This is a genomic window from Pseudomonas sp. G2-4 (assembly GCF_030064125.1).
Lineage (GTDB): Bacteria > Pseudomonadota > Gammaproteobacteria > Pseudomonadales > Pseudomonadaceae > Aquipseudomonas.
On sequence record NZ_CP125957.1, the window covers coordinates 4,481,160 to 4,498,761 of the forward strand.

Below are 17,602 nucleotides of genomic sequence, written 5' to 3' on the forward strand. Positions count from 1 at the left end.
TCCCCGCCAGGACCTCCAGGCCTACACTCAGGGTCTAATCGCGTGTGGCGGCGCGCGGTTTTATTTCTGACCAATCTGCGGTCGGCGATACAAGCGAACCCCAATCCTGAGTTGTTCCAGGTAGTCGGGATCATTCGACTCCGGTGAAAACGTCGTGACACCGTCCCAACCATCATCCCCCACCTCGAACACAGACAGCGCCGGAACAGGCTCGCCATCGACTTGATAGCGCGAGATGTAGCGACGGCGCACAACGGCCTTGTTCCTGGAATAAAGCCACTCCAAGCGCACCCATACCTCATCGGGATCTTTGATCGCGTCGGCCAGGAGCAGCAGCTCGCGGGCGTGGCCGCGCTTGCGAATCTTCAAAGCGCCTGTTTTGGCATTGGTGAACAACTCGCGCCCGATGACCACTGTGTCCCCAGTCACGTCCTTGAACACCACCGGCTTTGCATCGGTCGCGCCGAACTCACCGAGGAATCGCTCTACATATTCCGAATCGCTTAAGTCCGTCGGCAACAGCCGGTCGGGCGCCATTTCTCGCGCTGGAGGCAGCGCACCTGGTGCACGACGGTTCGGCAGTCCGGCGCCTTGAATGCTACTTGCACGCGCTCCGGGATCAGGCAGAGGGTCATAGGCTCGCAGAGGTGGAACGGCTGCATTCAACCGCGATTGACCGGGCGCATAGTCGAAGCCTGGATCAATTCCTTTGGGCACCTGGACCACTCTGGGGCCGTTCGGACTGTTAACGCCGATGGTCCTACTTTCGTATTCAATAACCGGCGCAGGACCCACCGTCAGCCCTTGCCGGTCAACGTCTCGCTGACTAAGCATGAACTTCTTGCACTTGCAGCCCCAACCATTCTGCGGACTATGAGTCGTCCACCATGGATCATCCAGGGGTAACACCGTGCCATCCCATGCCAGATGCTGCGGCCGTGGGTGCGCACTATCTCCGTGACGATAAATCCCAAAAGGCCGACGCTTGCGCAGCTCAGGGTCCGCCATCTGCGTTTCACGGCCAGCGTTATAGGACTGACGTAGGTTGGTTTCGTAAATCACGCGGGAGCGCCAGCCCCGGCCGCCGTTGTACTGCCATCCATGCTTTCCAACAACCTGGTCGAAGTCCTTTCTGAACTGTTCAAGGGTCAAACCCTGGCTAATCGCCTTTTCAACGGCGCCGCGCATGTCACAAAGCAGGTCCCGCTTCATCGTCCCGGCGACGACAAAAGCCCAGTCATGTTCGACGTTATAAATGTCCGTCCAAGCGCGGGTTGGAACGTCCGTCTTGCCCCGGAAATAGTCGATTTGCTCTTTGAATGGAAGAGAGCCATGAGATACCGCCATTGTTAACCTGCTCTGGTCGCGTTAAAAAATGCCATACAGCCCTAATCATTTCCGAATCTCTGCCGACCCTATGTCGTTAGTCCATCACATTTCAAATGGAAAGGTTTAAATGCTAAACGATCTTATGTTCTATTCGTTTTTCCTCAGTGCAGCCATCTTTGCCGGCACTTACTATCTGACGAAGAAAAGTAAAGGCCTTGCTTGGATCGTTACTATCGTCGTGGCTTTGGTGGTTGTTGGATTCGTGTTTCCTTCACCTCAGCAGGCGCACGACCTTTCAAATATTGCAAACAACTTCACGCTGCTTATTTCCAAGGGTGTTTATCTGCTTTGTTGGGGTGGGGCAGCAGTGATTTTGCATAAGCTGCTTCCAGATTGATTCGAAGCGACTCATAGTCCTCGCAATATGTCATCTCGCCCAGCCAAACTGGCAGCCGCAAGCCCATCGGCAATTGCATCTGCCAACTGGGCGGTGTTCATCATTGGATAGGTTTCAATCAACCGATCCCGAAACTCTTCCAAGCTATTGACGGTGTCGAGCAATTCTTTGATTTGCTCGACCATGTCATCTAAGGGGCCCGCTACGGCCTGTTCCAACCTCCGCACCTGGTTATCCACGATGTCCGGAATAGCCGCTGGCTTGACTGGCGTCTGCTCACGGTTCGTTGCCTGTGCCAAAGCTGGAGAAACGACCGGCGCTGGCATGCCCAGCAGTTCCGCCCCGGCCGCTGGTTCGGGAATATTGAGCTTGTCCCGAATAACCGACTGCTCGACCTTCAGGCCCAGTGGCACTAGATCCTTTAGCGCCTGTATCAGAATCTTCGAATCTTCCGGTTGTGGAACGTCCAGGATCAGACGCGGATAAGGTCGACCTGGTGCAAAGTTCAGGTCGCACCAGGGGCGGACGAAGTACCGTTGCAGGGTGTTGGATTCAGCCTTGGCGTCGGCTTGCAACAGGTCAAGGCGTACCTCGTTATGCACCGTGGCTTGGGCTTGGCTGGAACCGTCGTCGGTAGACATGGTTTGCCCGACCACCGCCTTACTGACCTGTTTATCCCACCACTCGGCCAGACCTTTGAAGAAGTCACCCGCGCCCGTGACATTAGCGGCCTGGGTGAAGTCGATGCGCATGCTGTCAGGGATGACGGCGGCGGCATCGCTGCCGAGGTTGGCCACCGCCGACATGAGTGTCGCAATGTCTTCTTTACTCGCCCCTGGTCCATAGCGACCGACGCGCATGGGCATGCCAAAGATGTCGGCAAAGCCCATCCAGTCTTTCCAGGTCCAGGCCTTGCACATGTAACCAACGGCGGCGAGACGCGCCAAGCCGCCCCGGATAGGCAGACCCGAACGGATGCGCGGCAGGTGGACGATGAACTTGTAAGGTGCCAACGCAACGCCGTCGACGGGATCAGCCTCATCTAGCAAGCGCAGTTCCCGGCCGGTGTCTCGGTCGAATTGAAAGAAGCGCTGGTCGCGGGGTTCAAAGCGTGATGGGTTCCAGGTCTTGCCGCTGCGATCCCACATGATCTCCGACACAGCGTAACCCTTGCCCATGGCGTCGGTCAGGTCGGCTTGCAGCTCGCCAAATTCGGGCGAGTCGACAACCTCTTTCAACGCATCGGCCCGACGGATGTCCTCGGCGTCGTCGCTCGCAGCCTCAACCCGGATGTTCAGGCCAGCCACCGCTAACTTGCGAGTGCCCAGGACCGAGGCGTAATGCAGATCGCGCTCTTCCATTTCCTCGGCCAGGGTCAGGTAGTCATGGGCTGAGCCTTCGGAGGCAGCTTGCAGGATATTGGCGAGCCGACCAGGCGTCAGGCCGCTGGCCACCGACTGGTGCCAAACCTGGCGAATGCCAGTGGTGCGGGCGGCGGCCAGTTCTTCGGTGAGTTTGTCGTACTGGATGGGTCGGCCGTACTGGTCGACGATGCGTGAATCAGCCATTACCAAATGCCTTTCTGAGTTCGCCAGCCGCCACCGAGCTTGATCTCGCGATCTTGCTGGGCAGCGGGTTGGATTCGGTGATATTCGAAGATTTCGATTTCTTGCCGCGAGGCGTAGTCCGCCAGCACGGCGGCGATACCCGCGTCACCATGGCGTTTGGGACCGGACTTTTCGCCTTTCTCGTTGGTGCGCTTTTCCGGGATCCGAGCCACGCCCTTGACCATGCGAAAGGCGCGTACATCGCTGACCACGTCTTTGTCGGCCGGGATGTCGTAGAAGCTGTCGTCTTCCAGAGCCGCTTTAAAGGGCGGCATGTTGTCTCGATACCATCCCTCGGTAAGCATTACCCGTTCAATACGGTTGAAACCGTACTCAATGGCGGTTTCTTCCGAGAGCTGAGAGCCGTTGCCCCTAGCGTCATCTGCGCCTTTGCGGAAGTTCGGTAAGCGGTCGATGATGTAGAACTTGATCTGACGCTGTTGCTTGAATGGCACGTTGCGCAGTTCGACTACGAACGGTGTTCGCCTGCGCAGATTCTGTTCCATGAGCAGCGGCCAGATGACCGAGAGGTCGCCAGAGCGAGCGAAGTCCATTCCATAATAGCTTTGGACATCCAGCGGGATCGCTTTAAGCAACGGGTTTAAATGCTCTTCGCACCACTCCAGCGACTCAGCAAGGCGCAGGTGTTCCGGCAGGGTCTCGTAGCCCTGAGGATAGGCCAGGCGCAACACAGGCACATCGCGGTTACTGCGCTGCTCGACCAGGGCTAGGCTTAGGAAGGCACCACCGCCTTGGGACGGCACACAATCCAACTCTTCTTCTGAGGCATCGCCATAGAAGTCATAAACGTCCTGGACCCAGGCAGCTTCCTCTTCGGGTTTGTACTCGATGCCCTTACGCAGACACACACGCTGATAAAGCCCATCGGCTACCGCTTCGCGGAACAGGCAGCGGAACAAGGCACCCTTGCGTTTGCCTGCGCGAATGTCATTGATCAGTTCATTGAAGGCATTTTCGGTGCCGTCATGGGTACTGATGACATGCACTTCGCCACCCCAAATCAGCAGCGCCAGTGCGGCTTTCAACAGCTCGGCCAAGTCCTGGTGAAACGCTGCCTCGTCGATTACAACGACGCCCTGACGGCCGCGCAAGTTGGATGGACGACTGGTCAGCGCGACGATGCGGTGCCCGCTGGGAAAGATGATGGTGTAGGTCTTGATGTGCTTGTCAGGATCGCTGTCGGGCCAGATGCCCTCCTCAATCTCTCCGGCCGCGTAGTTGAAAGCCCGCGCCCACATAGCGCAGGCCTGGATGTACTCAACTGTCATGTCCTGGTTGTAGCCCAGGTAATAGACCGTTTGGCCTGCAGCGGATTTTTCGGCGGCAGCCACTAGCACATTGTCCGCTGCTTCCGCCCAAGTGAGACCGATTCGGCGGGATTTTTCTCCGACCTTTAAGGGCGCGCGAATTCCGATCCAATCTTTTTGGTACTCGAGCAGAACTGCTGGCGCGGCGAAGCTGGTCGTGTTTTCAAGAATGATTGGGAGGCTCATGCTATAAAGCCTCTAACGCCCGGTATCACTAGCGAAGAACCATTCAAAGGACATGATTGATGATCGACTGGATAGCAGCTGCATTTACAAGTACCAAGACCGCTGGTGATATCGCTAAAAGCCTGATGACCTTGCGAGATGAGGAGTCTGTACGAAGCCGGGTCTTCGAGTTGACCTCCAGTTTGATGGATTTGCAGGGTCAGCTCCTTAGCGCCCAATCGGAACAGACCACCCTTATTAACCGTATCCATGCACTCGAAGTCGACATTCTGAAATTTCAGCGATGGGATGAGGAAAAGGCACGATATCAACTGCATCAGTTTCCTTCCGGAGCGCTGGCTTTTCAGATTAAACCGGAGTGTCAAAGTACAGAGCCGATGCACTATCTGTGCGCGCTCTGTATTGAACGAGCGGAAAAATCTGTAATGCAGCCCTGTGGGGCCGGTTTGAAATGTCATTCTTGTGCGGCCGTCATCCCGACGAAGGCACATGTCCCCATCAATGTTCGGCGGATTAGAAACCGCTAGCATTTTCATGTGGCCATTCCCAATATCTCGCGACGGATCTCGTCAACCGTCGCTTGATTCAACCCACCTTTCCTAGCTATTTTCTCCACACGAGACGCCGCCGCTTCGGCCTTCTCGCGATATTCGGTTTGCCATTTTTTCTGCGCAATGGAAGCCTTTCCCAACTCGGCAACAGCTTTGGCAACCTTGGCTAAATCAAACGGCTTATCATCCGTCATCAGCAGCTTAAACAAATGCTCCTGGACCAGGCGCATCAGTGCTTCGTTAACAGCCCCCTCTTCATCCGGAGCAGCCGCCACCACGGCTCGGGCTTGTTCGCTAGCGACCTTGAGCGCCGACAGCTTGGACTCGAAGTCCTGACCATAGCGGTGCAGCGCTGACTTGCTGATCGAAAATCCCTTAGCCGAAAGCTCGGCCGCAAGGCTTTCGTACTCGCCGAAGCCGTTTTCAGCGAGGGCTTTATCCAGCCACGCTTTAACAGCCGCTGGCAGGCTGGCGACTTTGCTGCGCGGGGGCATGACTTAGCTCCAATATTTTTCGGGGCGGGCAATGCCGGGATTGCAAGGAATGGTGTATTCAGCAAGGTCTACACCGTAGTGAGTCAGGCCACAGATCCAAACACCGTTCGGTTGTTTGTTCAGAGTCACCAGGCTACGGTCGGCCAGGTAATCCAGCTCGCGGCGCAGCTCCATTGTGGTGGAGTCCGGGTAGATGCCTTGGATAGTGGCAAGTACTACAGCTTCGTGCGGATCCACAGGACGCGAAGTGTCCAGGGTCTTGATGATGTACCAGCGCAGGGATTCCCGGCGCGTCTTGGCGGGGTCGATCATTTGACGGTTCCTTTCAGTTGAACGTTTTCCAGCTTCATGGCCAGCGCGTCGAGCTTGGCCTCGATGACGGTCTGGTTACGCACGTAATCTTCCCGGCGCACGTAGTGCAACGGCATGTCTCCCCGCAGACGTTCAAAGCTCAGTTCAAGCTGACGCAGACGTTCACCGTCTTTAGCGATAGCGTTAAACCGGTCATCCATGACGGCGTTGCGTTGATCAAGACGACGTTCCATTTGCAGCAGCAGGAGTTTCACCAACCCAGCAAAGCCGCCCAGGACGGTCACCCCCGCGCCAATCAGTTGCCAAGCGGGCATTTCAATCATCAGCATCAGCGCCCCCTTGCTCGGTCGCGACGTGTCTGGCATTCGGCGCAAAATTGCACGCCAACCAAAGCCAAGCGACGTCCCTCGGGGATCGGCATTTCACAATCCGGCATCTGGCAAAATTCGGCGGAGGGTCCTGTCAAGGTTTCCCGTTGTGCCAAATGAGCCGCCAAAGAGGTTTCGTTGTGAATCGCCTCCAGTTCGCTGGCTCTATCAATTGCTTTCATTCAGCGTCCAATCAATCAAGTTGTTGAGCTGCGCCCGGCAGATTCCATGCAGCTCGGCATTGCGCACCTGGTTGGCCAGGATTTGAGCCTGGCCAACGCCGGAGTCGAGTTCGTCAGCGGTTCCGGTTCCGCTGGCCGTCGCAGTAGTTCCGCTGGCGTCGTTCGGGGTTGGCACTGCGGTGTTGATTCCGTTGGCGTTGTTCCACACGCGGATAAAGCCAGTAGTGAACACAGCAACAGGTAGCGGTTCGAGCTGCGCGCCAAAGGTCGGGCGGTAGGAGCTGGTAACACGGGCAATCTCTCCAGTGAGTGTGTCGGTGGTCTTGCGCAACAGGTCTTTAGTGTCCGCAAGCTGGCGCGCCAGCCGGTTGCCCTTGGCCTGTTCGGCAATCAATGAGGCGGACGATTGTTTCGCCGCGCTGGCTGAGGCTTCGGCCATGTGTTGTTTTTCCTGGGCGATTGATTCGCGCAGTTGGGCGACGACGACTGCACCGTCGGCTTTGCCCTGTGCATAGCCGTCGTCATAGCCGTCTTGCCGGTTGAGGTGCAGGCCATAGACGGCCGCAGCGATAACGCCCAGATACCAGAGCGCTGGCTTGAGCAATTCGAAAGTGGTTTTCATGGACAGACTCCCTGGCCCCAACCATTGGCGACATACAGGGCTTCCCAGCGCAAAAGGATCAGGCGCGGGTATCGGCGGTTTTCCTTGAAGGCTGCGGCCGAGCGGCCTGCGTTGTAGCGCTCGACGGAGTTGAACCAGGTCAGCGGGTCGGCCCCTTTAGCCGATGCCAACTTGCGGTCACGAACCACCCAGCCCAAGCCACCGTTGTAGGCAGACAAGGTCAACGCCGCATGTTCGCAAGGGTCACGCCCCTGGAGACGAGACGACAACCAACGGTCATAGCTGACAAGCGCCTGCATGGACCAAATTGGGTTGAACGGCTCGACCTTGCCCAGAGCTTTAGGGAACACCTGAGCAAGCCAGGTCGCGGTCGAGGGCATCACCTGGCCCAAGCCTTGCGCACCGACTGGCGACTTGGCGTCGAACCGCCACCGGCTTTCCTGGTGGATCTGCGCGGCAAAGGTCGCGACCGGGGCATCCAAACCCCATTCAGCCTGAGCAATACGGGTCAGGTCGCGGCGGTAGCGTTCGGCTTCGTCGGGGATCTCTGCGCGTACCGGCAAGCTGACTGCCAGCCCAATGATGGAAGCCATGCAGAGCGCCGACAGATAGAGAAGAGGCGTTCGCATGATCAGAGCCCCAACGTCAGGCCAAGCACGCAGGCCAGTACGACCAGAGCACGGCGGACTCCGGCCATGGCGCGTTCGGGGCGAGCCACTTGGTTGGGCCGTGCATAGGGGAACAATGCGCGATCAATCCAATAACCGAGCACCCCGCCCAACGTGACCAGGCCAGCCTTATAGAGCACGACCGGAAGTTTGGTGGGAGCGACCAGGGCAAGGCAGATCAGGAGAATCAGCGTGATCAATGTCCAGTCGGTCATGCGTGGCGCACGGCGGCGCCGTTGAATGTGATCCATCAACGAACTTCCTTTGTTGGTTTGAGTGCTGCGCGAATATCCGCAATTGAGCGTGCAGCAATAACGGGATTGCCCCGTACTGCATCCACGGATGTGTAGGTGCCTAACTCTGGCGTTGTGATTTGCTGTTTAGGTCGGAGCTTTTCTTTCTGCCGGACGTGTTCGGCAACACGTCGTTCATGACTCGTTACCATCAACTCGACAGTAGGCCGCCACTCCGGAGGACACTTATCCAAGAGCGCCTGGGATTCATCCGCAAACGGAGTATCAATAACGAGTTGGGCGTATTGCCTGGATGAACGGGGCGCAATGACCATGTGCGAACCTGCCGGATTAGATGTCCGGACTAGATTCGCTTGGGAAGGGATGCCGCAGTGTTTCTTAAGCGCACAAGAAAAAGCCCCGACTTTGCGGGGCTTTGATTAAAGGCTTCTGATCGCCTTCATTGTTTCTATTTCTGTATCCGTGGCGCCTTCCTTGCGACGCTCCGCTTCCCATTCTGAATCCGAAAGCGTTTCCATATTCGATGATGGTTTGGCTATTTGTGCGGCACAATCCGCATCATCCCGCGACCAGTTGGCTCGCACGCGATCCAACTCAGCTTGGGAAAAACTGCCGGTGTAACAGCCACCGCTGAAGTACACGACATCGGTTAGCAACAACCGGCAACTTGGAAAGCGCGACGCCGGTGCCTTACTTTGTGAATGCAGTTGCTCATTTGCCGAGCGCTGGATCTGCGCTAGCGCCGAGGTGTCACGGGTCAAGCAAGCATCGATATTCTTCGACCACAGTTGCTGGGCAATCGACTGGTTAGCCTTTGCGTGGCTTAAGTCGTCTTCAAGAGTGGTGTCGGATGTCGGCGCTGCGAACGCCACTGACGCATACATTGCCGATACCGTGAACATCACTCTCAAAGCAGTCATCATTAATGAACTGTCCTGTCATCAAAGCCGAATAGATCGGGCTCATTGCGTCTGTGCAACGCCCTTTGGCGGGCGATGATGTCATAAATGGTTGGTGATGCAAGCTTGTACTTGCGCACCAAATCTGTGGGCTGGATGTTTGCGTCGCGCCAATCCCGATAGATCGCAGCATCGCGCATGGCTTTCTTCAAAGAGTCACCGCGAGGTAGATAAACCACCGCTCCCCCCATGGTGTCGCATATTGCAAAGACCACCGCTCTGGCAATTTCCGCCACTGCCTCCGGTCTGTCTTGAAGCTTGCCCTTCAATTCAGCTTCAGCGATTTCAACCATTTCCTTGATCGTCCCCTCCCAACGATGCATGACTGAAGGATCTTCCATGTGGGCCAAGACCTTATTGGGATCCAGCCTGTCGGTATCATTAGGGAATAGCTGATCCTGACTCATAAGGCTGGCCTCTTGTTACGCTTCGCATCGTAAGTCAGCGCCGAAACCAGGCTCCCGAGCTGCTGGCAGTCCAGCCACTCAACCCGGTCAACCTTAAACATCCGTTTCGCCATTCCATCGGCATATTCCCAAGGTCGCTTGGCGTCAGCCATGAACGCTTGAATCTTGCCGATCAGCTTCTGTTTATCTGGTGCAACGTTCGGAGCTGCCCGTCCTGCTGGTTTGGCTTTGGGTTTCCAGCCCAGCCGCTCAAACTCGGCGAGCACGGCTACCACTTTGATCGGTCCCAAGTCCTTGGCGGACTTTACCCCTGCGACTCTGTTGAGTAAGGCTCGGTAGGTTTCATCGTCAAGGCCCAAGTCCTTTTTAGCGATATGGATCTTTGACAGGTTTGCGTTACGTCGATTCATTTCTCCTTTCCCCTCACATTCCTCGGCAGCTCATCAGTATCCGGATGCCACACCGGATAGACCGTCCCAGGATGCCTGGGACGGTTTCGCTTAGTGGATGGTTGGGTTAAGGACTAGTTTTTCGCGCATCGCTTGGCAGATCTCGCAATCGCAGCCCCCCATGTGCCGGACGGAGCCTTCAAGCGGAATACGGGCGATAAGGCGTGCGGCGACTAGGCCTGCTGCGCTACCACTCATTTGGCTTGCGTTATCTACGGTGATGGACACGCCATCGGTGCTGTCTTCGATGATGATTTGGAATTTGGCCATTCGAATTAATCTCGCGGTTGGTCTGTGTTGGCAGATGCGTTGTCAGAGCTGGTCGCAATTCAATGCAACGTTGGGGACGCTGTGTCCTGCACGTAGATGCTTGCGATATCAAGGGGTATGGGTGCGTACTGGTCTGAGTCCCCAATACGCTCGTAAACCCGGATATAGCTCTTTGAACCAACAACTTGAACGGCCTCACTGATGGCTTGCATCGCCCGCTGCCATCGTTCGTCCTGGATATCCAACCTGCGCAGGCCAAGCACTCGACCGGTGCTGATTTCACCGGCCTTGTCGGTGCGGAATGCCTCGTTGACCAGGACGCGTACCTCGCTACGTGCGTCCTGCGTCCATTCGGCTGCGCATTCATCGATCAACACGCGTGCCGCTTGTAGCCGTTCGTCGAATTTGATGGAGTCCTGGACCGCGTGGATGATCTTGTAGCGGCCATCAAACGACAGCAGCGTGACATTGCCTTTCTTGCCTCCAATGGTCGCTTTGTATTGTTCTGCGGACATGTCCACAAACGCCTTGATGTCCCCAAACGCCGAGGCTTTGAAAGCACCCAACGCCCCTGACACTGCTTTTGCTTTGTTGACCAGCTCAGTGACCAGCTCATCGCGAGCCAGATCAATAGGCTTAATCAATACGACCGGCACCAAGTGGCCCTTGGCGTCCTGGCGGAACCCTTCTGGAATGCTCATTCGTTGTGTTGCTCCGTGTTCGTTTCGTGTCTGGTAATACGGCGCCCAAGCACTTCGAAGATCTCCCCGATCTGTCGACGTCCATTTGCGCGTTGCTCATTTGTTAAAACAGGCTTCGGTAATGCCCGAGGGAGATCCCTGGAAGGCAACATCCGAATCAGTGCGGCAGGTGCTGGCCACCGCTCGCAGCTTGCAAATAGCATTTCGAAAGCGGCCTTAACGCGCTCCCTGTCTGCCTCTTCGCTCCAGCGTTGCGCCTTTTTCAAGGCCACCAGCCAGATATCCAATGTGTGTGTCACGGCATCGGCGGCAGGCGCACCGTCCAAGCGCAGAGCGACGAGCCCCATCAACCCGGCGATTACTTCGCGCTCTAGCCAGTCATCCACCATTTAATCGCCCCTGTAGCGCTGACAACGCGGCAGTTGTTTGGCTTGGCCGGGCGATCACAGCCGGTTTATGCGCAGTGGTCTCAGGCCGGAGTACCGTCAGACTCGTTTCACCTTGCCACTGACTCATCACTTGGTAGAGCCAGCCGTGGCCCTTAAGCGGCGGCGTTAATCGACCGGAATCGCGTGCAGTAATCGCCTGTTCAATCGCCCATACCCAACATGCTGGAGGGGCATTGAAAACTGCTCCGTTGCGTTCGATGCGCTGGGCCTGAAGATCGGGAAGCAATTCCCCGAGGATCTTGGCTACGCGATCCATGGTCAGTTCTCGGGTTTCCGGCCGGAACAAGCCGACATACCGAATCAAGGCACTACCAAGCTGACCGGAAACCTTAAAGGCCGCTCCGAGCGCTTCGCGTGCACCGTCGTGAGCGATCAGCGCATCAAGGCTTATTGTCGTCCCGCAGTTAGGGCATCGAGTGCGCATCAATGGACCTCCCGTTTCGGCTTCGCCTTTGCCAGTTCATTCGCTCGGATTTGGGCGAACTTATAGCTGTTGGAAAACCCGACGCATTTCTCGCCCTGGTACAAACGGATCATGCTGCGACCAGCGATATAGATCTGGACAACGGGCACTGGTGGGCTGGCAATCTCAATGGATGGTTGCATTTTCGGCACCTGCACAATTGGGATTGAAGGCGCAGTACTGGCAGGCTCGCCAACTCTGCATCGCTTGTGGGTTGTGCGTTGGAGGTGATTTATCGCGGTAGTTTTGGCACTGCTCAATGGTTACAACATCGTCGACAGCAACGCAGTCCATCCGGCCTAGCGCGTTCATGACGCGGCGCTCAACACCCGCTGTGCTCGGACTGGTGTATTTATTCGCCAGGATCAAACTTACCGCTGTACGGCTCATTCCGATGCGAGCCGCTGCTTTGGTGCGGTCGCTCGCCGCCACTTCCGCCGCAAGCAGACGAACAAAGAGCGGTGGCTGCTGGCCCCATTTCGAAAGGTCTACCTGCGTCATTGGAGGCCTCCCGATTCTTCCTGCGAAGCCAACTCCAACTGAGTCCGCTGCACCAGGTCATTAGGAAGTGAGACCGGCCCCTTTGCAGTTTTTGCCAAGGTTAACCATTCGCCCAAGAGTTCACGGGTTCGCGCTAAGTCGATGCCAGGCTCGATCAAACTACGATCTGCACCTGGCGTACCGGTGGTCTTGGTGTAGATCAGCCGGTGGAGGTTTGGATCGTAGACCTGCAATGACTCAAGCTGACGGATCTCCGGTGGACGGGGACCAGTGTCTTTGCCAGGAATGAGGCAGTAAAACGTAGGTATTCCCATGGCGGTATCGCCAGGGGTCTTAGCCAAATAACCCGCCTCGCTAAGGGCATTCAGATATTGCCTAACTTTGGTAGCGGTGAGCGACACCGCGCCGACTGACGCAGCACTTACCACATCCCGTACCGTTACGTTCCCACCAAGAATACGAAGGGAACGCCATATGTTCTCGGTTGCGAGATGGTCATAAGTGCGTTCACCTTTACTATTGAGATGCGGATGCTCTGCCCCCTCATCCTTGACCAATCTGTAAAGTCGAGCTTGGCCCTTGCGATAGTCATCAACTACAGTCTCGACGATGCCCGCTTTCTTTAGCGCATCGAGGTAACGAACAATCTCGTTAGGCATCTGATCGCTACGTCTTGCAATATCATGAACATCGAACCCTTGAGCCAAGATGCGCATTGCTTCCCACATACGCTGCTTTGAGCTTTTGCCGCCTGAAACGATAAGGTGAGGTGTCCGGCCTGCCATCACATGGCCCTCCGAATCGGGGCTTCTCCGGTATACCAACCGCGATTTCCCCAAGCTTTCAAATCCACTTGATCAAGCATCATCGCCGAAGCTTCGGACTGGACCTTGTAGAGGTTCACCGCCACCCGACGCAGGCAGCCTTTGGTCGCAGTATTCAAATCAGACAGCAGGTCATCTGCAAAGCTGACCCCTGGGTAGTTGTCGCGTGCCAGTTGGCGGACATCATCAAGCGTTGCAGGCTGTGCTGGAACCCATTCCAGCACCCGGTTATGCAAGCGCTCCAGACGTTGAAGCGATGCAGGAACTCGCTCTTCGCCGATCAGGACGATTGTCCCTTCGCTCGCGTTGTAGATATCGGTCAGCACATTTGCCACAGCCTTATCCAACAGATATTGCACGTCATCCACGATTAATGGGCGACGCGAAGCGGATAGCTGGACGGAGATCTGGTCGACCATTTCTGACAACGTGCGGCCAGGTAAAAGGCTCATCTCGTGAAGAATCGCGGTCAGAAACGCTTTCTTACTCCAAGTGTCGCGACATTCGACGTAATAGCAGCGATGCTGATTGGCAGCAAATGCCGCCGCCGCGCTCTTTCCAAAGCCACTGGGGCCGTACATTGCCACCAGTCCTGGCAACCCGATTGGACGCCCCATAGCGCGACTCATTGCGCCGGACAAAAGACCGACATTTGTTAAAGGAACAATTTTGTTTACACTCACTGTGCTTCTCCTCCTATGTCTAGCGTGTTGGCGCACGCTGACTGCTTTGAAACGTGGGCTTCTCAACCCGCGTGTTGAAATACTCTTTGCATTGCCACGAAGTCCGGATGGGCGGGATAACGCTCCCACCACCGGGCTTCGTCGGTAGTCAATTCTTCTCCGGCAATCTTTCGTTGATTCAACCGAACCCAAAGTCGGTAACGAGCTACGTCGTCCCCTGGGACTACGAACGTAGGCCGCTGCTGATCCAACGACTGGGCGTAATCTCGTGCCGCTTCCAGGGCTTCTGCCGAAAGGCTTGCAGACGGCGCCGTTGTAGGGGCGATCATCTCTACTCGCTGCCCGGTCAACGTTTCCAACTTGTCTACTGCACGCTTGAACTGGCCTTGTTGCCGTTTGTCTCGCGCCATCTCAACCATGGTGCGAGGCATATAATCCGAGCTGTTTCCATCTAGTTGGGCCGCGCCGATCAGTTCGCCGTCTAACGTGAACGTCCAGATTTGGCTAGCATCTCTAACGTCATAGGCGATGCGTATTTCTTGCCCGTGCAAGGCCGTTAGATCTGTTAGGAAATAGGTGCTCCCCGCCCAAGCGACTTCGCCGCGTCTCGTCGTGCGCACCACTTGCGGACGCATGAGCGATTCAACCAACGAACCGGGCGCGGTGATCGGCTCCCAGCCTTCCGCTATCGCGGCTTGCCAAGCCTCGTTCGGGCTCATATGCCGCAATACGCCGGTTTCGGGGTCGCGAATTTTGGCGAGGCCTCGATGGGGAGTAGCGTTGTAGGTCGCGATTTCATGTTCAACGCCCGACATGAATTCACCGAACGCGGGGAGCAGTCTGCTTTTCCCGCCCTCACGCAGTTCCTTACGGCCAATGCGATGCACTCGTGTACCGGCGTGCTTATCCATGTCGGCACCGATGTAGCTCGTCAGCTTCTTGGCCGCTCGCACCCAAATGGTCTGGTGTCCCCGCTCGGAGAGGCCCCGCGCTTGGCTGTTGTATGGCAGCGAGTGGGTCATCGTGCCGCCCAAGCGGTCGACAACTTCCCGCACGGTGTCGTTAGCGAAACCGGAGCCGTTGTCGACGTAGAAGATGCCGAACATGCATTCACGGACCGCATCACGCAGCGCGTCCAGAACACCAATAGCCGACTCTGCTTCCCCAACCGATACGCCAACGACTTTCCGAGTGGCTACATCCAACACGGTTGTGATCTCTGGCCGGTATGGCTTGCCGGTCAGAGGATTGATGACCTCCGCATCGAATTTATGGCCGTCGGCGGTGTAAACGTCTCCTGGGAAAAGATTTTTCGTAGAGCGACGCCGGAACGGTTGCAGCGCTTTAAGTTCCTGCGGGCTCATTCGCCCCGCCTGCAAAGCTTCTGGCGACAGTTTCTTCAGAAAGCGTTGCACTGCATGGATGCTTGGCATCGGGCCTTCATAGCGTTGTGCAAACTCGGCATAGCTGGCCGCCACACTCGGTTTTGTAGGCCGCTGGTAACACCGAAGAAAGTCCTTCGCCCACGCAGGAACCGTCAGATTCGGACGTTGGCGCAACGGCGCTAAGCCCGCCTCACCATCGGTCCGATATGCAGATAGCCAACGCTTTAGGCTTCTCTCCGATAGCGTTCTGCCGCCTGTCTTTTTGTTGTTGGCCAGGGCCAGCCGCTCAGTCAAATACGGGCTCAATGCCCCATCGCGGGCTTGCTTAACCAAAACGTCTATGGCGCGATTTTGCGATGTCGCGACGCACATGCGCTCGATCTCCCGAATGAAGCAGAGCCGAGCCACCATGACTGCGCGCTGGACGTCATTCAGCTTTGAGGTGCCCTTGGCCACAGTCGCGATAGCCTTTTGCTCCGGAACCTTGGCGGGGACCGCTTCGACTGGAGCCTCCACTTCTGCAATAGACCGAGCCATCAACGCGGCTTGAGTTTCGGTGGGCAGACTCGAAAACGGGTACTCGACCGCTTTGGTGCCGAGACGTTTCCGGCTCTCCCACTCAAGGCGAGTAGCCAACTTGCGAATACCAGGAACGGTTCCTGGCAGCCCAGGGAGGCCCGCCAGTTCCTGCGACGTGTACCAGTCACGCATCGCCGTCTTTCCACTTGGTTTTACTGTGACCAACCGGACTATTTTCGGTATGCTTTGGATAGACCGAATTCGTCTCAGCGCGGTTTGGCCGCTGACGAAGTGGAGAGCCATTGGCATTCCAACGCTCTGGCCATAACTGGACAGGCTGAAGCCCTAGGGCTTGAGCAATCGCCCGCTCTACCCGAGGGTAAGGTCGGTGCTTAGCGTTACGGATGGCGCGCTCATTCAGGCCATTCGTCCTGGCCAGTTCGGCAAAGTTTGTGCCGCGAACACGGAGCTGGAATTTAATCCATTCCCAGCGTCGTTCGGAATCGAGCGGTATGTCGTAGGTTTCCATTTTTCAACCATCGTCTAGGGTGGTTTTTTTAGGCTTTCTAACGGCCGGTTTAGGACAATATATCCCGTATTCGGGATGTGGTAAACCGAATTTGGGAGTTTTTATTCCCGTTTTCGGGTAAGACAACAGCCTATTGTGGAAAACTCAAGTGAATTCAGTGACTTACACGGAATCGAAACACGCGCCTATAGGCGAAAATGCGGTTTCTTTTCCAAATTCGGGAATAGAAACCCGGATAGCCACGGTCGCAAGCTTGTTCGAATCCCGAAAACAGGCTGCCGAGGCTGCGAATGTGGCGTTGTCGTCTCTTCAGAGGTGGATTGCTGGGGAAGGCATGCCCGCGTTCAATTCATTGGCGCTATTGGCTTCTGCGGTAGGGGTGTCCCTTGACTGGATCGCGTCGGGGCGCGGAGAGATGTATCCGGCGGAGGGAACACCTGCCCAAGCGCAGGACGACAGCATCTATGCCTATGTTCCTCTGTACGACGCCAGGATTAGCCAGGGTCACGGTGCTTGGAGCGATGGCGCTCGCATCCTGACAATGCTTGCCTTCACTAAATACAGCTTGCAGAAAAAAGGGCTGCAAGCGTCGCAACTCGCGGCGGTGCGGGTGGATGGCGACTCGAACGAGCCGTTTCTAAAGGACGGCGATACCGTGATGGTGGATCTTTCCCGGAACACCATCCAGGGCGAGGCTTTTTATGTGATACGCCTGGATGACCTCCTGTACGCCAAGCGGTTGCAACGCCAAATCGACGGCGGGGTGTTGGTCATCAGCGCCAACTCGGCTTATCCCAGCGTCCATGTACCTACTGATCGGCTTGAGCGACTTCAGGTCGTAGGGCGTGTGGTCTGGTCAGGCGGGTGGATGATCTAAAGAGCCAGTGCCAAAAAGCCCGCGAAATGCGGGCTTTTTAGTTTGTGGCGGGATTTTTGGGGGCTGCATCTCTTTTGGCACTGATTAGTCCCGTTTACTGGCTCCTGCCCCCGTTTTTCCTGGCTTATCCTTTTTCTTCCCTTTTCTTCCCACCAGTTTCCTTTGGTGCCATATCTCTCACTGCCTCACACAGCCGAAGATGGATTCCTGTGGGAGCGAGCTTGCTCGCGATGGCGATGCATCAGTCACCTTCACTGTTGAAGGTCAGTCCGCTATCGCGAGCAAGCT

General features: G+C 56.4%; 25 protein-coding genes and 1 other RNA gene. 3 read left to right on the top strand and 23 right to left on the bottom strand.

What is annotated here, in order from left to right; translation table 11 throughout:
* Positions 1 to 60 precede the first annotated feature (60 nt).
* Entirely contained in the window at positions 61 to 1,347 is a 1,287-nt protein-coding gene (locus QNH97_RS19465; protein WP_283553475.1) for a PBECR2 nuclease fold domain-containing protein, read from the bottom strand.
* Positions 1,348 to 1,456: 109 nt separating this feature from the next.
* On the opposite strand from QNH97_RS19465, the gene QNH97_RS19470 reads away from it, so the two are divergent.
* Entirely contained in the window at positions 1,457 to 1,726 is a 270-nt protein-coding gene (locus QNH97_RS19470; RefSeq protein WP_283553476.1) for a hypothetical protein, read from the top strand.
* A gap of 11 nt (positions 1,727 to 1,737) precedes the next feature.
* Here QNH97_RS19470 and QNH97_RS19475 read toward each other — a convergent pair whose 3' ends face one another.
* The gene (locus QNH97_RS19475; protein ID WP_283553477.1) at positions 1,738 to 3,294 is read right to left on the bottom strand and encodes a DUF935 domain-containing protein; all 1,557 of its coding nucleotides are present in this window, start codon (positions 3,292 to 3,294) and stop codon (positions 1,738 to 1,740) included.
* Positions 3,294 to 4,847, bottom strand: coding sequence for a hypothetical protein (locus tag QNH97_RS19480; RefSeq protein WP_283553479.1), 1,554 nt, complete (start codon positions 4,845 to 4,847; stop codon positions 3,294 to 3,296). The genes QNH97_RS19475 and QNH97_RS19480 overlap by 1 nt, the downstream gene beginning before the upstream one ends.
* Positions 4,848 to 4,906: 59 nt before the next feature.
* On the opposite strand from QNH97_RS19480, the gene QNH97_RS19485 reads away from it, so the two are divergent.
* A complete protein-coding gene (locus QNH97_RS19485) occupies positions 4,907 to 5,374 on the top strand; it encodes a hypothetical protein (RefSeq protein WP_283553480.1) in 468 nt (155 codons plus the stop codon).
* Positions 5,375 to 5,379: 5 nt separating this feature from the next.
* Here QNH97_RS19485 and QNH97_RS19490 read toward each other — a convergent pair whose 3' ends face one another.
* From QNH97_RS19490 to QNH97_RS19585, 20 genes are all read right to left on the bottom strand, one after another.
* Entirely contained in the window at positions 5,380 to 5,892 is a 513-nt protein-coding gene (locus tag QNH97_RS19490; protein WP_283553481.1) for a DUF3486 family protein, read from the bottom strand.
* Positions 5,893 to 5,895: 3 nt separating this feature from the next.
* The gene (locus QNH97_RS19495; RefSeq protein WP_283553482.1) at positions 5,896 to 6,204 is read right to left on the bottom strand and encodes a hypothetical protein; all 309 of its coding nucleotides are present in this window, start codon (positions 6,202 to 6,204) and stop codon (positions 5,896 to 5,898) included.
* Positions 6,201 to 6,533, bottom strand: a complete 333-nt coding sequence (locus tag QNH97_RS19500; protein WP_283553483.1) for a hypothetical protein — start codon at positions 6,531 to 6,533, stop codon at positions 6,201 to 6,203. Before QNH97_RS19500 ends, QNH97_RS19495 begins: the two co-directional genes overlap by 4 nt.
* The gene (locus QNH97_RS19505) at positions 6,533 to 6,754 is read right to left on the bottom strand and encodes a TraR/DksA C4-type zinc finger protein (RefSeq protein ID WP_283553484.1); all 222 of its coding nucleotides are present in this window, start codon (positions 6,752 to 6,754) and stop codon (positions 6,533 to 6,535) included. Before QNH97_RS19505 ends, QNH97_RS19500 begins: the two co-directional genes overlap by 1 nt.
* Entirely contained in the window at positions 6,741 to 7,376 is a 636-nt protein-coding gene (locus QNH97_RS19510; protein WP_283553485.1) for a DNA-packaging protein, read from the bottom strand. Before QNH97_RS19510 ends, QNH97_RS19505 begins: the two co-directional genes overlap by 14 nt.
* Complete coding sequence (locus QNH97_RS19515; protein ID WP_283557513.1) at positions 7,373 to 7,969, bottom strand: transglycosylase SLT domain-containing protein; 597 nt, start codon at positions 7,967 to 7,969, stop codon at positions 7,373 to 7,375. The genes QNH97_RS19510 and QNH97_RS19515 overlap by 4 nt, the downstream gene beginning before the upstream one ends.
* 38 nt (positions 7,970 to 8,007) lie before the next feature.
* Entirely contained in the window at positions 8,008 to 8,295 is a 288-nt protein-coding gene (locus QNH97_RS19520) for a putative holin (RefSeq protein WP_283553486.1), read from the bottom strand.
* A gap of 422 nt (positions 8,296 to 8,717) precedes the next feature.
* Positions 8,718 to 9,221, bottom strand: coding sequence for a hypothetical protein (locus QNH97_RS19525; RefSeq protein WP_283553487.1), 504 nt, complete (start codon positions 9,219 to 9,221; stop codon positions 8,718 to 8,720).
* Positions 9,221 to 9,664 carry a Mor transcription activator family protein gene (locus tag QNH97_RS19530; protein ID WP_283553488.1) on the bottom strand — a complete coding sequence of 148 codons (444 nt, stop codon included), beginning with the start codon at positions 9,662 to 9,664 and terminating at the stop codon, positions 9,221 to 9,223. The genes QNH97_RS19525 and QNH97_RS19530 overlap by 1 nt, the downstream gene beginning before the upstream one ends.
* Positions 9,661 to 10,074, bottom strand: a complete 414-nt coding sequence (locus tag QNH97_RS19535; RefSeq protein ID WP_283553489.1) for a gp16 family protein — start codon at positions 10,072 to 10,074, stop codon at positions 9,661 to 9,663. Before QNH97_RS19535 ends, QNH97_RS19530 begins: the two co-directional genes overlap by 4 nt.
* A gap of 20 nt (positions 10,075 to 10,094) precedes the next feature.
* Positions 10,095 to 10,166, bottom strand: an RNA gene (locus QNH97_RS19540) — hammerhead ribozyme type II.
* Positions 10,165 to 10,383, bottom strand: coding sequence for a hypothetical protein (locus tag QNH97_RS19545; protein ID WP_283553490.1), 219 nt, complete (start codon positions 10,381 to 10,383; stop codon positions 10,165 to 10,167). The genes QNH97_RS19540 and QNH97_RS19545 overlap by 2 nt, the downstream gene beginning before the upstream one ends.
* A 59-nt stretch (positions 10,384 to 10,442) precedes the next feature.
* On the bottom strand, positions 10,443 to 11,084 hold the full coding sequence (locus QNH97_RS19550; protein WP_092456678.1) for a DUF3164 family protein: 642 nt from the start codon (positions 11,082 to 11,084) through the stop codon (positions 10,443 to 10,445).
* Entirely contained in the window at positions 11,081 to 11,473 is a 393-nt protein-coding gene (locus QNH97_RS19555) for a hypothetical protein (RefSeq protein ID WP_283553491.1), read from the bottom strand. The genes QNH97_RS19550 and QNH97_RS19555 overlap by 4 nt, the downstream gene beginning before the upstream one ends.
* Positions 11,463 to 11,957 carry an HI_1489 N-terminal domain-containing protein gene (locus QNH97_RS19560; protein ID WP_283553492.1) on the bottom strand — a complete coding sequence of 165 codons (495 nt, stop codon included), beginning with the start codon at positions 11,955 to 11,957 and terminating at the stop codon, positions 11,463 to 11,465. The genes QNH97_RS19555 and QNH97_RS19560 overlap by 11 nt, the downstream gene beginning before the upstream one ends.
* Before the next feature lie 165 nt (positions 11,958 to 12,122).
* On the bottom strand, positions 12,123 to 12,497 hold the full coding sequence (locus tag QNH97_RS19565; RefSeq protein ID WP_283553493.1) for a hypothetical protein: 375 nt from the start codon (positions 12,495 to 12,497) through the stop codon (positions 12,123 to 12,125).
* Positions 12,494 to 13,282, bottom strand: a complete 789-nt coding sequence (locus QNH97_RS19570; RefSeq protein ID WP_283553494.1) for a helix-turn-helix domain-containing protein — start codon at positions 13,280 to 13,282, stop codon at positions 12,494 to 12,496. The genes QNH97_RS19565 and QNH97_RS19570 overlap by 4 nt, the downstream gene beginning before the upstream one ends.
* Entirely contained in the window at positions 13,282 to 14,004 is a 723-nt protein-coding gene (locus QNH97_RS19575; protein ID WP_283553495.1) for an AAA family ATPase, read from the bottom strand. The genes QNH97_RS19570 and QNH97_RS19575 overlap by 1 nt, the downstream gene beginning before the upstream one ends.
* A 62-nt stretch (positions 14,005 to 14,066) precedes the next feature.
* A complete protein-coding gene (locus tag QNH97_RS19580; RefSeq protein WP_283553496.1) occupies positions 14,067 to 16,100 on the bottom strand; it encodes a DNA-binding protein in 2,034 nt (677 codons plus the stop codon).
* On the bottom strand, positions 16,093 to 16,437 hold the full coding sequence (locus tag QNH97_RS19585) for a helix-turn-helix domain-containing protein (protein ID WP_283553497.1): 345 nt from the start codon (positions 16,435 to 16,437) through the stop codon (positions 16,093 to 16,095). Before QNH97_RS19585 ends, QNH97_RS19580 begins: the two co-directional genes overlap by 8 nt.
* 148 nt (positions 16,438 to 16,585) lie before the next feature.
* Here QNH97_RS19585 and QNH97_RS19590 point away from each other — a divergent pair, with 148 nt between their 5' ends.
* Complete coding sequence (locus tag QNH97_RS19590) at positions 16,586 to 17,314, top strand: S24 family peptidase (protein WP_283553498.1); 729 nt, start codon at positions 16,586 to 16,588, stop codon at positions 17,312 to 17,314.
* Positions 17,315 to 17,602: the final 288 nt, after the last annotated feature.

Bases quoted from the DNA above. Each gene is read 5' to 3' on its own strand.
- QNH97_RS19570 (WP_283553494.1), bottom strand. From the start codon at position 13,282: ATGGCAGGCCGGACACCTCACCTTATCGTTTCAGGCGGCAAAAGCTCA.
- QNH97_RS19550 (WP_092456678.1), bottom strand. From the start codon at position 11,084: ATGAGCATTCCAGAAGGGTTCCGCCAGGACGCCAAGGGCCACTTGGTG.
- QNH97_RS19555 (WP_283553491.1), bottom strand. From the start codon at position 11,473: ATGGTGGATGACTGGCTAGAGCGCGAAGTAATCGCCGGGTTGATGGGG.
- QNH97_RS19505 (WP_283553484.1), bottom strand. From the start codon at position 6,754: ATGAAAGCAATTGATAGAGCCAGCGAACTGGAGGCGATTCACAACGAA.
- QNH97_RS19585 (WP_283553497.1), bottom strand. From the start codon at position 16,437: ATGGAAACCTACGACATACCGCTCGATTCCGAACGACGCTGGGAATGG.
- QNH97_RS19490 (WP_283553481.1), bottom strand. From the start codon at position 5,892: ATGCCCCCGCGCAGCAAAGTCGCCAGCCTGCCAGCGGCTGTTAAAGCG.
- QNH97_RS19525 (WP_283553487.1), bottom strand. From the start codon at position 9,221: ATGATGACTGCTTTGAGAGTGATGTTCACGGTATCGGCAATGTATGCG.
- QNH97_RS19580 (WP_283553496.1), bottom strand. From the start codon at position 16,100: ATGCGTGACTGGTACACGTCGCAGGAACTGGCGGGCCTCCCTGGGCTG.
- QNH97_RS19545 (WP_283553490.1), bottom strand. From the start codon at position 10,383: ATGGCCAAATTCCAAATCATCATCGAAGACAGCACCGATGGCGTGTCC.
- QNH97_RS19535 (WP_283553489.1), bottom strand. From the start codon at position 10,074: ATGAATCGACGTAACGCAAACCTGTCAAAGATCCATATCGCTAAAAAG.
- QNH97_RS19560 (WP_283553492.1), bottom strand. From the start codon at position 11,957: ATGCGCACTCGATGCCCTAACTGCGGGACGACAATAAGCCTTGATGCG.
- QNH97_RS19565 (WP_283553493.1), bottom strand. From the start codon at position 12,497: ATGACGCAGGTAGACCTTTCGAAATGGGGCCAGCAGCCACCGCTCTTT.
- QNH97_RS19465 (WP_283553475.1), bottom strand. From the start codon at position 1,347: ATGGCGGTATCTCATGGCTCTCTTCCATTCAAAGAGCAAATCGACTAT.
- QNH97_RS19495 (WP_283553482.1), bottom strand. From the start codon at position 6,204: ATGATCGACCCCGCCAAGACGCGCCGGGAATCCCTGCGCTGGTACATC.
- QNH97_RS19485 (WP_283553480.1), top strand. From the start codon at position 4,907: ATGATCGACTGGATAGCAGCTGCATTTACAAGTACCAAGACCGCTGGT.
- QNH97_RS19515 (WP_283557513.1), bottom strand. From the start codon at position 7,969: ATGGCTTCCATCATTGGGCTGGCAGTCAGCTTGCCGGTACGCGCAGAG.
- QNH97_RS19500 (WP_283553483.1), bottom strand. From the start codon at position 6,533: ATGCTGATGATTGAAATGCCCGCTTGGCAACTGATTGGCGCGGGGGTG.
- QNH97_RS19510 (WP_283553485.1), bottom strand. From the start codon at position 7,376: ATGAAAACCACTTTCGAATTGCTCAAGCCAGCGCTCTGGTATCTGGGC.
- QNH97_RS19475 (WP_283553477.1), bottom strand. From the start codon at position 3,294: ATGGCTGATTCACGCATCGTCGACCAGTACGGCCGACCCATCCAGTAC.
- QNH97_RS19470 (WP_283553476.1), top strand. From the start codon at position 1,457: ATGCTAAACGATCTTATGTTCTATTCGTTTTTCCTCAGTGCAGCCATC.
- QNH97_RS19480 (WP_283553479.1), bottom strand. From the start codon at position 4,847: ATGAGCCTCCCAATCATTCTTGAAAACACGACCAGCTTCGCCGCGCCA.
- QNH97_RS19520 (WP_283553486.1), bottom strand. From the start codon at position 8,295: ATGGATCACATTCAACGGCGCCGCCGTGCGCCACGCATGACCGACTGG.
- QNH97_RS19530 (WP_283553488.1), bottom strand. From the start codon at position 9,664: ATGAGTCAGGATCAGCTATTCCCTAATGATACCGACAGGCTGGATCCC.